The sequence below is a fragment of the Candidatus Enterococcus moelleringii genome (assembly GCF_017377575.1).
In the GTDB taxonomy this organism is placed as follows: domain Bacteria; phylum Bacillota; class Bacilli; order Lactobacillales; family Enterococcaceae; genus Enterococcus_A; species Enterococcus_A moelleringii.
Window position 1 is genome coordinate 110,101 of the sequence record NZ_JAFREM010000033.1, and the last position, 14,251, is coordinate 124,351.

Genomic DNA, 14,251 nt, shown 5'->3' on the forward strand with positions numbered 1-14,251 from the left:
GTGTATCAATCGATCGTTAAAATATTTTTTGTAAATAGGTCCCATAAGTTGTAATATTTCATTTTCTCATTTATCCTTAATCTAGGAGGTGAAGAAAATGAATATCCATCATTTACTTGATCGCTCGGCCGATCTGCAAATACGAATTATCCGCCATCTTTACCGCAGCGGTGGAGTGGGAACAAAAGAGGATTTGATGCGAGAGTTTCAAGTTTCTTTGCCGACGCTGCATAAATATTTAGACGAAATCAATGCTTCCCTAGAAGCACAAGATGGGAAGCTGCGAATTATTTTTGATGGACCGGAATTATTTTTGAGACTGGCACCAGAGTTTACCATCCACGAAATGATGATTGACCGTTTAAAGGACTCCATCAAATATCAGCTGCTAGTTGAGCACATGGATGGTCTAAAAAAAGAAATTACTTATTTTACTCAAAAATTTCAAATCAGCCGCGCTTCTTTTTTCCGAAAGATTAAGGAGTTAAATGATGCATTAGCTGAATTCAAGCTGACTTTAGAAAATGGCGAGGTTCAGGGAGACGAGCTGCAGGTTCGTTACTTCTATTTCCAATTACTGTGGTATACAGAATCGCGAGTTACTTCTGATATCGAGCTATCGATGCGTCAAATGGTTATTGATCACTTAGAGGCGACCTTCCAAAAGCAATTTCCTGAGGAGATTCGCCAGAAAATTGCTTTATATTTAGAAATTTTTGGCCGGCGTCGGAAGAAACAGGATCAATTTCAAATTCAGATTACTAAAGAAGAAGAAAAAACGATCTCACCCAAAGTATTGAAGCTGGTGAAAGAAGCACTATCGATTTATTCTGAACGCTATGCGATTACAATTGAGACCTTTGAGCTGAAAAGCTTCTACTTTTTCTTATGCAATATCAATATATTCTCAGCAACAGATGATGTCAGCTACTATATATATGAAAGGAATTTCCAAGAGCAGACGCCAGTTATTCAAATGAACGACATTATATTTGACTATCTGAACGAGAATGAATTTTTTAATCAGAAAAGGAATCCGGGATTGTGGCTAGAGATTACGATGTTCCTGTTCCGAATTCACTTTAATGTTTTTAAGTATTCAGGTTGGTTTGAAGAGTACTATGAGCATGCAGCAACAGCCGGTGAGGGGATTCCGGAAATGGATTTTTATCAACCTCATGCTGAAGAGATGGTACACCGTGTTCAGAAGTTTGCTAAAAAATATCGCAAAGCACTCATTCCTGAATGCGTTTTATTTGGGGTGTACATGGATATTTTGTTATTAATCTCCCGCAGAAATGTTCGGGAAATTGTTATTGGTTTATCCTTCTCCTTTAACCGGGTGAGTAATCGGGCCAACAAGCTTTTGCTGATTGAAGCCTTGACCAGCAACTATCCGGTGGAGTTTGAGGATTATGTCCCAGGAAAATATTATGACCTTGTTATTAGTGATCACAAGATTGAGAAAGATGAGCTGGTGGAAAACTACTATGTTATTTCTGAGATCGGTAATGAGTATGATATTTTCGCGTTAAAAGAGATGCTGAATGAATTAGCAAATGAGACAGGGGATTATAAATTATGATTGTAATTATAGGGGGTTCTTTTGCTGGAGTACAGGCAGCTTTAGAACTCCGAAGACTAAATAAGCAGCAAAAAATAGTGATTTACGAGAAAGAAACCTATTTAGGGTATGTACCCAATGGGTTAAATGAGTTTCTAAAAGGAAAAATTAATTCGTTGGAAGAAGCCATTCTTTATGATGTGGCAGAATTAAAAAGCAAGCAGATTGATGTTCATCTAGGAAGTGAATGTACCTTCGTAGATCCAGCAGCAAAAGAACTAACGATTGTAAAAGCGGGGCAGGCGGAGTTGGTATCTTATGACCAGCTAATTGTAGCGGCCGGGTCAATTCAGCGACCGCTAGCTTTAGAACAGGGAACGAATCTTGTATACCAAACTAAAACACTAGCTGATGCCCAACAGACATTAGACAAATTACAGGGAGATGTCTCCTCAGTGGCCGTTTTAGGCGGCGGGATTATCGGGATAGAACTAGCTTCGGCTTTGAGGCAGTTTAAACCAGAGCTGCAAATTACTATTTTAGAAAAATTTGATCGTTTATTGGAGCTGGCAGTAGATGAAGTCATCTCATCTGCCATCACAGAGAAGCTTCAAGAAAGTAATATTCAGCTTCATACGGGGATTGATTTTGAGTCAATTCATGAAGATGCCCAGAGCGCCTGTATTCGCACGAATGAAGGAAGCTTCAAAACCGATATGATCATCAAAGCCCCCAACCTAGAGCCGAATCACCAAATACTGGAGGACGCGATCACTTTAGATATCGATGGCAGCAGCATTGTGAATCGCAACTTTCAGGCAGAAGATTCCATCTATGTATTAGGTGATTTGTTGAGATTGACTTTAATGCCGATCAAAGAAAAATTCTACATGCCGCTAATTAACAATTCTGTTCGGACCGCCCTGGTTGCCGCTGATCATATCAGCGGGAAAAAAGAACTCACCTTTGAAAGTACCAAAACTAACGTCTTTGCGGCCTTTGGTATGACAGTAGTTCGCAGTGGAGCCCAAAAGCGCAACGAACGCTTTACTTCTTATCATATTAATAAATGCAATGGTGTTTATTCGCTTCCTGGAAAAGATTCTCCTCAAGTATATGTCGTGATATTTGTACGTGAAGACAACCATCAGATTTTGGGAATTCAAGCGGCTTCGGAGGCCGATATTAGTCCCTTTGCCAATCTGTTTTCGTTAGTTATTCGCGGTAAATTGACAGTAGAAGAGTTAGCAACTCACGACTTTTTCTTCCACGCAGCCTATCCTTCCAAAGAGACCCATTGCTTAAACGAAATTGCGTTGGATTATCTATATAATGAAGAAAAACGCTAGCACGTCTTTTGTGCTAGCGTTCCATATTGATCAGTTTACCGTTGCGAATATAGCTGGCAAATTCGTTGTAGTCATCGTCAAATAAATTGGCATTATTCGGACTAGCTTGGGTCATTTCTTTCGGGAAATAAAAGCGGGCATCTCCTTGACTTTGTCCCGCCAAGGCCGCAACCAATTGACTAGCCTGTGACAATTCCACTAACGTCCCATCTGACTGCATAATCTCAATTTGGGTCCGATGGCGACCTAGCTCCGGCCGGTAAAAATCATAAGGAAGATCATAGCTGGAATTGATTGCTGTATAATACTTCCCGTTGAATCCGACTTCCTCCACCAGTTCCCGCATTTTTGCAATTAATGGATTGTCTGCTGTATCAATCGCAACAGATTTTAATGGTTTGCGATTGAGGAACCGTTGTGCCAAATCACTTAAAATCACGTCTTTTTCATCAACCCATTGCGCGAAATACGTGTTCAACACACCATCATCCAACTTCAAATAATCCTCTAAAGTAAAAGATTGATTCAAAAATGGCATCAATAGCTGTGAATGATACGCAAAGATTTCAGGATCTTCTTGGCTTAATTCATGGGCTCGATCCAATAAATGCTCCAAGATTACTTCCATTCCTCGTGAAACATTGTGGAAATAGACCTGTACATACATTTGATAGCGGCTGACAATATAGTCTTCCACGGCATGCATACCATTCATAGAAAAGGCAATGCCGCCACGGTAAGGGCGGATGACTCGTAAGATTCGAGTTAAATCGAAGGTCCCATATTCGGTCCCGGTATAATAGGCATCCCGCAGCAAGTAATCCATCCGATCGGCGTCAATTTGACTGGAGATCATTTGAACGACTTGAGGGTTGCTGTAGGTTTTGGTGATGACGCTGGCCACTTTTTCGGGAAATCCTTCTTCGACATTATTCAAAATTTGGAAGACTTCCGTTTCCGGTGATGTAATGATCGCAACCGTCAACGCTTCGTGATCGGTATGGAAAATATGCTCAAAGGTATGAGAATAAGGTCCGTGTCCAATATCGTGGAGCAGTGCGGCACAAAGGGCAACTAGACGATGGGAATCATCCCAACCATCTTCTCCTAATTTTTCCACCGGATAATTGCGTTTGAAAATATCACAGATTCGGCGGGTGATTTCATAGACTCCCAATGAATGAGAGAAACGACTGTGTTCCGCTCCGTGAAAAGTATAGGAAGAAGTTCCCAATTGCTTAATCCGGCGCAAACGCTGGACTTCTCGTGAATTAATTAAATCTAAAATCACCCGATGCTGTACGTGAATATAATTATGAACCGGGTCACGGAATACTTTTTCCATCGGTAATAGTTGGTGCTTATAGCTTGTCATGCAATTCCTCCTGAATGCCAGTATTGCGCTGGTACATATTTTTTAACCGTTGCTGGTATTCCTCTGTTTGATAAAATTCCGGTAAGCGGGTAGTTTCATCAGTAAAATCAATTCCCTGAAGCAGCTGTTCTTTGACTTCAGCAATCGATAATTCTTTTTCGAATACATCAGACAGTGTCGTCATGCTATCAGGATTGACTGCGGGATAACCCAAAGTTCCAAAGGCCTCTTCTAGACCAGCCTGGTAAAATGATCGAACCAACTCGCCGCGATACTTCTGATCACCAGAAACACTTAGGTACATCATGATCGCAACGCCTTCTTTAACCCGGCGTTGGGCGATCCCGGCAATCTTCTTACCGTTAATAGAAAGATCGAATTTCCCAGGACAGTAGGAATCCGCTACTTCCCCGGCTGTGATGGTTGCCTTACCGAAACTAGTGCGATTCAGCCAATCCAGCATTGTTTGGTACCCATCATCGATGGATAACGGATTGATGGATTGCTTCGGCAAAATTAAGGAAACATTCAAAATCCCGGCATCACTGACAACGCCCAGGCCACCCGCATTGCGCAGTAAAGGATAATAGTCGGCTGCTTGAATTGCCTGCAATCCTTGGTTAAGATAAGGAACGCGGCTGTCCTTCATGCCTAAAATGAGGGTTTGAGAAAGCTGCCAAAAATGAATCATCGGTTGATCCTTTTCTCCAGCATATGTAGTTAATACGTCCGTTAGGGCAAAAGGACTAAAGTGATCGGCACGGGAAATCATTCCTTGGTCAAACAGCAGGGCAGTTTTCATAAAATCTTCCTTTCAAACAATGTCTAGTACCAGTATAAACAAAAATGGGCGTTTCGCGTAGTGCAAGCAACTAAATAAAGCAAGTAGTTGACAAAAAAATTAAAACCGTGAAAAATAGGAGTGAAAGGGGCGAGACTCAGTGAATAATAGTGGAGGAACTCCAGCCAAGATAAAACTGCAAACAAAAGTAACTCAAAACAATGAAGTGGAAGAATTTGTATTCGACTTGTCAGGCCAAGTGGTCCAAATAGGTGATACCTTATACATTCGTTATAAGGAAGAACAGCCGGATGGCAAGGAAGTACCGGTGACGATGAAAATCACACCAGATTCCCGCGTTCAATTAATTCGCTCCGGCGATATGCGCTTGCGCATGAAATTCGGCTATCGGGAGAAAATTGAAACCAGCTACAAAACACCTTATGGGATGTTCGTGATTACCACAAATACACATAAACTGCATGTTAGTTTAAAAGACCGGCCATTTTCGGGAATCATTACCATCGACTACTCACTGGCAATGCATGACGAAAAAGTTGGAGATTATAATTTAGTCTTAGAATTTACCACTTAAAACAAAGAAAGGTTTGCTTTTTAGTCACTGATTTTGTATGATAAGGAGTAGACTTTGAAAGGACGTGTCATACTTGGAACTTAGTGTTTTTGATGGTTTAATTAAAGATGAATTATCAATGATTGAAGTGGCACACGCAATCCTGGAAGAACGCGGCGAGGTAATGGATTTTTCAGATTTGGTGAATCAAATCCAAACATACCTTGGCAAGTCAGACAGCGAGATTCGTGATGCATTAGCCCAATTTTATACCGATCTAAATATTGATGGAAGCTTCATTTCACTTGGAGATAATCGTTGGGGATTGCGTTCATGGTACGCTATCGACTCAATTGATGAAGAAGTTAATCATGGATTAGATGAAGAAGACGAAGAAAAACCGCGTCGTAAAAAACGTAAACGAGTAAATGCCTTCATTAATGGCGATGACGATGCCATCGACTACAACGACGACGATCCAGAAGATGCAGATCTGATCGACGACGATGATGATGAAGATATTGTTGACGACGATGATGACGATGATGAAATCGCAGCATACAACTCTGACTTACAAGAGATCGGTGCCGATGAAAACAGCGATGACGAAGAAGTTGTCCCTGGTGGAATCGAAGACGATCTAAGTGTCATTGATGATGACGACGATGATGATTTTGATGACGACGAAGACGAAGAATAAACTGTCTTCAGTTTAAATGAATCAACAATTAAAAAGGCTAGCAGTTCGAAGATGATTTCTTCAAACGGCTAGCCTTTTTTGCTTTTATAGATTTTCAGGATCTAAATGCTATTTTACATTGGGAACCCTACGCCTCAGTTTTCTTCTTTTTTGGCAGCTTCAGCGATTTGGAAGGGATAATCAAAATAATTGCCCAAACCATCAATGAGACAACAAGGGATGCTTTTTGCACAAACGTCCCTTTATAGATTGCTCGAACAGTATGATCTCCTTTAGTAACTTTAAAGCTAAGCAGCCCTTTTTTGTTAGTGACTGCAACTTTTTGCCCATCTATTTCTACTTCATAACCTTTATAAGCAATTTTCGGCAGTGTGACCAATTGGTTATCTGCAGAAATGATCGAGTACGTAAACTCATTATACTCATTAGAGTCATTAACGATTTCGTAGACTGTCGCAGCATCATTTAGCATGGAAGGATTGTTATCAGGATTAGCAAACATTTGATCAGCGTCCATATTAGCTGGGAGATATTCTCTACCGCCACCTATAGAAGAAAGTGCATAATCGCCATAACTCTCATTCGTAAGGTTTGGTATGTTTTTTTGCTGAAAATCGTATAGTGCATTAGTAGAAAAAGAGATACTCAGAACCACTAGCAATACTGAAAGCCCTGTTTGCGCATTTCTCGGAACTTTTAAATCATCGATAAAACTCGTGAAGGCTAAGCTTAAAAAGAATGTTCCTAACGTTAATAATCTCCAGGGAAATTGAACAAAGGAGAGAAAACTAGTTTTAAAAAGCACCCACGGAAAAAGATTTGTTGTAAGTAGTGAGAAAGCTATACCAATCACCAGCAGCAGCTTTGTCCTGCCAGTTAATCTTTTAAAGATTGTGACCGCAATTAGAACAAAAATCATCAGCGCAACTCCAATGCCGGGTTTTAAATCTCCCCAAGTATCCGCACTGTTGGCTAATGAGTTGGATAATAGATTAAAAAAACTGTACTTTAACCCATTCGACCAAAGCGTACGATTTTCAATGTAATTAAAATCGATGTGCAAGTTTTGTTCTAAAATAGGGAGCAAAATATAGGCACTTAACAATACTCCTAAAACAGTTGCTTTTAAAAATTTCAACAACCTATACTTAGTTAATCTCTTCAAAAAGAACTGAAAAATAAGCATGATCCCAATAGCTATGACCACAAAATAAGCTGTAATAAAATGCGCGTGGATCAATAAGGCCATGGACACGCCGAGTGTAACCCAACCGTTTTTACTATCCTCCTGATAAAAAATCCGATACAATCCCAAGAAGACCATTGGCAAAAACACGAATGACAAGGTTTCGCCAAGCGCCCCTCTGACAAACTGATCCAGTAGCCGATAAGTGGAAGTTATATAAATGATAGCGAACAACAGTGAAGGATTGTCTTTTTTAAAAAAAGGTTTCGCAGAAAAATAAGCCGAAACGAATGTAGCAATACAAATCAGCAGCATGTATCCATTGTAAGAATTCAAATAACTGAATCCAAGCATTCTAAGAATGGCGTAAGGGTATAATAAAATTGACGGATAGAATAGATCAGCAGCATAGCCATACCCATTTGCCATATTTTGAAAAATCTTCGGGAAAAAATTGTTTGATATGACAGCACCGTAATAACTTTCCAGCCGTACCCGATGAAAGGAAAAATCGTCCTGAACGTAAATACCTTTGTTCAAGAGGAAAGGTGCCATTATGATTAAACATATAATTATTCCGATCAGCAGATGAATAATAGTTAACTTATGATTGGCAATCAGCCTTCTTATCAAACAAATCAACTCGCTTTCTGAAATTATTGTATCATTATGTCTGCAGTTGAAAAAAGAAAAATCTGCAGCCAAATAAAAAAGTCCTCATATTTGAGAGGACAACAGATTGTGTATATATTTTAAAATAAAAAAAGAGAGCTCTTCAGCTCTCACGAATGTATTATTCAGATGTTCCGTAATCCGCTTCACAACAGCATTTTGTAAAATTACGTAATCTAATGTATACTTAAAACTGCTTACAAGACGCGCCCTGAGGGAATCGAACCCCCGTCTCAAGAACCGGAATCTTACGTGATATCCACTACACTAAGGGCGCAGCAACGATTATTAGTTTAGCATATAATCTAAAAAATACAAGGGGAAATTACTATGAAGTTTCAACAAGGTTATTCGCAAGCACAACAACAGACCCAAAAGCTGGCCATGACGCAAAAACTCCAACAAGCTATTCAAATGCTTCAATTCAACACTGAAGAGCTGCGGGACTATGTTGAGACGGTTTCTTTAGAAAATCCGTTGATTGAAGTGGTGGCACCAAAAATTCGCAGTGATCTGACGATGATGGGCAATCGTTCTGAAAAAACAGATTTCATTGGACAGATTCCTGACCAGCATGAATCATTATTTGAATATTTAATTAACCAAATCCATCTAAACTATCGTGATACCTTTTTACGCAAGCTGATGCTGGTTTTGGTGGAGTATGTAGATGTCAACGGCTACTTGAAGGTAGACGAAGAAGAAATTAAGCAGGAAATGGGCGCTACTGATATTCAACTCTTGGATGCGCTGACACTGCTGCAGCAGCTTGATCCACCTGGCGTAGGTGCCAGAAATTTACAGGAATGCTTGATGCTGCAAACTGAAAGAGACAACCACGCACCTGATTTAGCCTACTTACTATTAGAAGAAGCATTTGATCAAATAGCTAATCATCGCTTTGAACAAATCGGTAAAGAGTACAAGTTGACGATGGTTCAAGTGCAAGAGATAATTGACTACATTCGTTCCTTGAACCCTTTTCCAGGAGCAGGCTTTGGCGAGAGCGTTCCGGATTTTATCATTCCTGATTTGACGCTTATTCGTAAAGAGGAACAGCTGTCGGTTCTTTCTAATAAACGTGGACAGCTGAAATTGAACTTCAACGAAAGCTATTTTACCCGTTTGGAACAGCAGGCTGATGCTGAGACCAAGGAGTATTTGAAAGAAAAGCTGCAGCAATATGAGTGGCTGAAACGAACGATTGGTCAACGCAAGGACACGATCTTAGAGGTGGGCAAGCTGATCGTGAAATACCAAGAGCCTTTCTTTTTAGAGAAAAAGGGGGCATTGAAGCCGCTAATGCTAAAAGACATCGCCAAGGAGTTGGAAGTTCACGAGTCCACGATTAGCCGTTCAGTAAACGGCAAATATATCGAAACTGATTTTGGCGTCTTTGAATTACGAAGCTTCTTCGTGAATAAAATCAGCGACGAAGATACATCGGCGGATGAAGTAAAACAGCTGATCCAAGGATTTATCGACGATGAAAATAAAAACAAGCCGTTATCTGATCAAAAGATTGCGGATATGTTAAAAACAAATGGGCAAAAAGTGTCCCGTAGAACAGTAGCCAAGTACCGAGAAGCATTGGGTATTGCCAGTTCATCTAAAAGAAAACGATTTGACTAAGCCAAGAAAAAAATCTTGGCTTTTTCCTTGCTTGTTAGGGCCAAAACTGGTAAAATTCAATTTGTAAGGTTTTGAGATTGTAAAAAATCAACGATTGAACTTACTTTTTTTTACTATTCATGGGTCGCTAAAAGTCTATGAGGGACTTAAGGAGTCCAACGGAGGGAATCCTTTGTTATCAGAAATCAGAGTTCTTGAAGCAATTGCCCCTGATGTGTTAAATGCGGTAAAAAGAAGATATCGAGTACTACAAAATATCTTCTGGATGCAGCCGATTGGGCGCAGAAACCTTGCTGATTCATTAAACTTAACGGAACGTGTGTTGCGTGGTGAGACAGATTTCTTAAGAGATCAACGTCTGATCGAAACAACGAAAAGCGGTATGTCGTTAACTGAACGGGGAAAAGAAATCTTGCAGCAGTTAGATCTGCTGATGGATCAATTCACCGGGATGGATCAACTGGAAAAGCATCTAGCCACCATGTTTAACATTGATCGGTGTCTCATCGTATCTGGAGACAGTGATGAACAGCCGAAAGTAATTGGAGATTTTGGGGAACTCGTTAATGAAGCCTTACATCGCCGATTACCTGATGGCAGAAATGTTATCGCAGTTATGGGCGGGACAACAATGGCTGAAATTGCCAAGCATATTACGCCGCTTGAAACAAGCAATCGCAAGAATTTGTTTGTGCCAGCACGAGGCGGCATTGGGGAATCTGTTTCCATTCAAGCCAACTCAGTCAGCGCAGTGATGGCCGCAAATGCTAAAGGCAATCACCGGGTATTGTATGTACCAGAACAGCTGAGTCAGGAAGCCTACCACACATTGCTGAAGGAACCGTCTATTATGGATGTTCTTGAAACAATTAAAGAAGCAAACTGCGTCGTTCATAGTATTGGACGGGCATTGCATATGGCAGCCAGACGTAAAATGCTGGAAAAAGAGATTGTTTCTCTAAGACAACACAAAGCTGTAGCAGAATCTTTTGGCTATTTCTTCGATGAAAGTGGTCAGATCGTCTACCGTGCTTCCCGAATTGGGTTGACACTAGAGGATGTACAGAAGATTCCAGTCGTTTTGGCAGTTGCCGGAGGAAAATCAAAAGCCAAAGCAATTATGGCTTATATGAAAAATGCACCAAAACAAACGTGGTTCATCACTGATGAAGCCGCAGCAAACGAGATTTTAAAAGGGGTAACCCTTTAAAATAAATATTTTTCTAATTCCATAAGGAGGAATTTTTAAATGACAGTAAAAGTTGGAATTAACGGATTTGGACGTATTGGGCGCTTGGCTTTCCGTCGCATTCAAAATGTAGAAGGACTAGAAGTAGTTGCAATCAACGATTTAACAGATGCTAAAATGTTAGCTCACTTGTTAAAATATGATACAACTCAAGGTCGCTTCGATGGAACAGTTGAAGTTCACGAAGGATCATTTGACGTTAACGGTAAAGAAGTTAAGGTTACTTCTCATCGTAACCCTGAAGAAATCCCTTGGGGCGATCTAGGTGTAGATATCGTTCTTGAAAGTACTGGATTCTTCACTTCTAAAGAAAAAGCTGAATTACACTTAAAAGGTGGCGCTAAACGCGTTATCATCACTGCTCCTGGTGGAAGCGACGTTCCAACAATCGTTTACAACACTAACCATGACATCTTAACTGGTAAAGAAACAGTTATCTCAGGTGCTTCATGTACAACTAACTGTTTAGCTCCTATGGCTAAAACATTAAACGACAAATTTGGTGTTGTTGAAGGAATCATGACAACTATCCACGCTTACACTGGCGACCAAATGACTCTTGATGGACCTCATCCTAAAGGTGACTTCCGTCGTGCACGCGCTGCCGCTGCAAACATCGTACCTAACTCAACTGGTGCTGCTAAAGCTATCGGCTTAGTAATCCCAGAATTGAACGGTAAATTAGATGGCGCTGCTCAACGTGTTCCTATCGCAACTGGTTCATTGACTGAATTAGTAACTGTTCTTGAAAAAGAAGTTACTGCTGATGAAATCAATGCAGCTATGGAAGCAGCAGCTGACGAATCTTACGGTTACAACACAGACGAAATCGTTTCTTCTGATATCGTTGGTATGACTTTTGGTTCATTATTTGATGCAACTCAAACTAAAGTTATGACTGTTGGCGACAAACAATTAGTTAAAACTGTTGCTTGGTATGACAACGAAATGTCATACACTGCACAATTAGTTCGTACTTTAGAATACTTTGCTAACTTATAAGATCTAAACATTGTCTGAAATAGGCGGGGAAGCAACGCGCTTCTCCGTTTTTTTAATAGGTTATCATTACCTTTTTTTATTGAAGAGGTATATACTATACAGGGTGTCAAAAAAATATTGGGAGGTCTTCTTTCATGGCAAAAATGACTGTCAAAGATATTGATTTAAAAGATAAAAAAGTCTTAGTACGTGTAGACTTTAATGTTCCTTTAAAAGATGGTGTGATTGGCGATGATACTCGTATCAAAGCAGCACTGCCTACTATTAACTACGTAATCGACAACGGTGGGAAAGCAATCTTATTCTCTCACCTTGGACGCGTAAAGACTGATGAAGATAAAGCTGGCAAATCTTTAGCACCAGTTGCTAAACGTTTGGGCGAACTTTTAGGTAAAGAAGTAACTTTCGTACCTGAAACTCGTGGTGCTGATTTGGAAGCTACTATCGACAACATGAAAGACGGCGACGTAGTTGTCTTTGAAAACACTCGTTTTGAAGATATCGACGGCAAAAAAGAAAGCGGCAATGACGCTGATCTTGGCAAATACTGGGCTTCTTTAGGCGACGTATTTGTAAATGATGCATTTGGTACGGCTCACCGTGCGCATGCTTCAAACGTTGGGATTGCATCAACAGGTATTCCAACTGTTGCTGGCTTCTTAATGGAAAAAGAAATCAAATTTATCGGCGAAGCGGTTGAAGAACCAAAACGTCCAATGATCGCAATTTTGGGTGGAGCGAAAGTTTCTGACAAAATCGGCGTAATCAAAAACTTGATTCCTAAAGCTGACAAAATCTTGATCGGCGGCGGCATGACTTATACTTTCTACAAAGCTAAAGGCATGGAAATCGGCAACTCTCTAGTTGAAGAAGACAAAGTTGAATTGGCGAAAGAATTAATCGAAGCAGCTGGCGACAAATTAGTTTTACCAGTTGATTCAATTACAGCAGCTGAATTCTCTAACGATGTACCAACTGAAGAACATGAAGGCGCCGTTCCTAAAGGCCAAATGGGTCTTGACATTGGACCTGAATCAATTGCTTTATTCGCTGAAACCTTAAAAGGCGCTAAAACAGTTGTATGGAATGGACCAATGGGCGTATTCGAAATGAGCAACTTTGCACGCGGAACAATCGGTGTTTGCGAAGCAATTGCTAACTTAGAAGGCGCAACAACAATCATCGGCGGTGGAGATTCTGCAGCGGCAGCAGAACAATTAGGTTTTGCTGACAAATTCACGCACATCTCAACTGGTGGCGGTGCAAGTCTTGAATTACTAGAAGGTAAAGAATTACCTGGACTTGCTGCAATCAACGACAAATAATTATTTTTGCGAGGAATGAAGCGAACTATTCGCTTCGTTTCTTGCGGAAAATTAGTATTTTAATACGAAAAGGAGTGCTACTACATGCGTAAACCTATTATCGCTGGAAACTGGAAAATGAACTTGACTGCCTCTGAAGCAAAAGACTTTGCTGAAGCAGTGAAAAACAAAATTCCTGCAAACGACCAAGTGGATTCAGTTATTGGATCACCTGCTTTGTTCTTGCAAGAATTAGTTGAAGCTGCTAAAGGAACTGAATTGAAGATTTCTGCTCAAAACTGCTACTGGGAAAATTCTGGTGCCTTCACTGGTGAAACTTCACCAGCTGCATTAGCTGATCTTGGTGTGGAATATGTAATCATCGGCCATTCAGAACGTCGTGAATACTTCCATGAAACAGACGAAGAAATCAACAAAAAAGCGAAAGCAATCTTTGCTAACAACATGACTCCAATCCTTTGCTGTGGCGAATCTTTGGAAACTTACGAAGCAAGCAAAACAGCTGAATGGATCGAAGGCCAAATCAAAGCTGGCTTGGACGGCTTAACTGCTGAACAAGTATCAAGCATGGTTATTGCTTACGAACCAATCTGGGCAATCGGAACTGGTAAATCAGCCGATGCACAAATCGCTGACGAAATTTGCGGCGTTGTTCGCGCAACTGTTGAAGGCATTTACGGTAAAGAAGTTTCTGAAGCTGTACGTATCCAATACGGTGGTTCAGTTAAACCTGAAAACATCGCTGAATACATGGCTAAAGAAAATGTTGATGGAGCTTTAGTTGGCGGAGCCAGCTTAAAAGCTGATTCTTTCTTAGCTTTACTTGAAGGTGCAAAATAAAT

Annotated in this window: 12 protein-coding genes and 1 tRNA gene; 9 read left to right on the forward strand and 4 right to left on the reverse strand. The window is 40.5% G+C overall.

Going from position 1 to position 14,251, the window contains the following annotated elements; all coding sequences use genetic code 11:
• Positions 1-97: 97 nt before the first annotated feature.
• Both JZO70_RS20080 and JZO70_RS20085 read left to right on the forward strand, forming a co-directional pair.
• Positions 98-1,585, forward strand: a complete 1,488-nt coding sequence (locus JZO70_RS20080) for an AcpB/EbpR/MafR family transcriptional regulator (RefSeq protein WP_207675476.1) — start codon at positions 98-100, stop codon at positions 1,583-1,585.
• Entirely contained in the window at positions 1,582-2,913 is a 1,332-nt protein-coding gene (locus JZO70_RS20085; RefSeq protein WP_207675477.1) for an NAD(P)/FAD-dependent oxidoreductase, read from the forward strand. The genes JZO70_RS20080 and JZO70_RS20085 overlap by 4 nt, the downstream gene beginning before the upstream one ends.
• A 13-nt stretch (positions 2,914-2,926) precedes the next feature.
• Here JZO70_RS20085 and JZO70_RS20090 read toward each other — a convergent pair whose 3' ends face one another.
• A complete protein-coding gene (locus tag JZO70_RS20090; protein WP_207675478.1) occupies positions 2,927-4,288 on the reverse strand; it encodes an HD domain-containing protein in 1,362 nt (453 codons plus the stop codon).
• Complete coding sequence (locus JZO70_RS20095) at positions 4,275-5,090, reverse strand: lipoate--protein ligase family protein (RefSeq protein ID WP_207675479.1); 816 nt, start codon at positions 5,088-5,090, stop codon at positions 4,275-4,277. Before JZO70_RS20095 ends, JZO70_RS20090 begins: the two co-directional genes overlap by 14 nt.
• Positions 5,091-5,229: 139 nt before the next feature.
• Here JZO70_RS20095 and JZO70_RS20100 point away from each other — a divergent pair, with 139 nt between their 5' ends.
• Together JZO70_RS20100 and rpoE are read left to right on the forward strand one after the other, a co-directional pair.
• Positions 5,230-5,664 (forward strand): DUF1934 family protein, encoded by a 435-nt coding sequence (locus JZO70_RS20100; protein WP_207675480.1) that lies wholly within the window; start codon positions 5,230-5,232, stop codon positions 5,662-5,664.
• A 73-nt stretch (positions 5,665-5,737) separates the two neighbouring features.
• Positions 5,738-6,343, forward strand: a complete 606-nt coding sequence (rpoE, locus tag JZO70_RS20105) for a DNA-directed RNA polymerase subunit delta (protein WP_207675481.1) — start codon at positions 5,738-5,740, stop codon at positions 6,341-6,343.
• A gap of 127 nt (positions 6,344-6,470) precedes the next feature.
• On the opposite strand, the gene JZO70_RS20110 is transcribed toward rpoE, so the two are convergent.
• Together JZO70_RS20110 and JZO70_RS20115 are read right to left on the reverse strand one after the other, a co-directional pair.
• Positions 6,471-8,234, reverse strand: a complete 1,764-nt coding sequence (locus JZO70_RS20110; protein ID WP_207675482.1) for a YfhO family protein — start codon at positions 8,232-8,234, stop codon at positions 6,471-6,473.
• Between the two features lie 172 nt (positions 8,235-8,406).
• Positions 8,407-8,478: transfer RNA gene (locus JZO70_RS20115), tRNA-Arg, on the reverse strand.
• A gap of 53 nt (positions 8,479-8,531) precedes the next feature.
• Between JZO70_RS20115 and rpoN the strand changes: the two genes are divergently transcribed.
• From rpoN to tpiA, 5 genes are all read left to right on the forward strand, one after another.
• Positions 8,532-9,833 carry an RNA polymerase factor sigma-54 gene (gene rpoN, locus JZO70_RS20120; protein WP_207675483.1) on the forward strand — a complete coding sequence of 434 codons (1,302 nt, stop codon included), beginning with the start codon at positions 8,532-8,534 and terminating at the stop codon, positions 9,831-9,833.
• A 172-nt stretch (positions 9,834-10,005) separates the two neighbouring features.
• Entirely contained in the window at positions 10,006-11,043 is a 1,038-nt protein-coding gene (locus JZO70_RS20125) for a sugar-binding transcriptional regulator (protein ID WP_207675484.1), read from the forward strand.
• A gap of 39 nt (positions 11,044-11,082) precedes the next feature.
• Complete coding sequence (gene gap / locus JZO70_RS20130; RefSeq protein ID WP_207675485.1) at positions 11,083-12,084, forward strand: type I glyceraldehyde-3-phosphate dehydrogenase; 1,002 nt, start codon at positions 11,083-11,085, stop codon at positions 12,082-12,084.
• Between the two features lie 134 nt (positions 12,085-12,218).
• Positions 12,219-13,409, forward strand: a complete 1,191-nt coding sequence (locus JZO70_RS20135) for a phosphoglycerate kinase (protein WP_207675486.1) — start codon at positions 12,219-12,221, stop codon at positions 13,407-13,409.
• An 84-nt stretch (positions 13,410-13,493) separates the two neighbouring features.
• The gene (gene tpiA / locus JZO70_RS20140; RefSeq protein ID WP_207675487.1) at positions 13,494-14,249 is read left to right on the forward strand and encodes a triose-phosphate isomerase; all 756 of its coding nucleotides are present in this window, start codon (positions 13,494-13,496) and stop codon (positions 14,247-14,249) included.
• Positions 14,250-14,251: the final 2 nt, after the last annotated feature.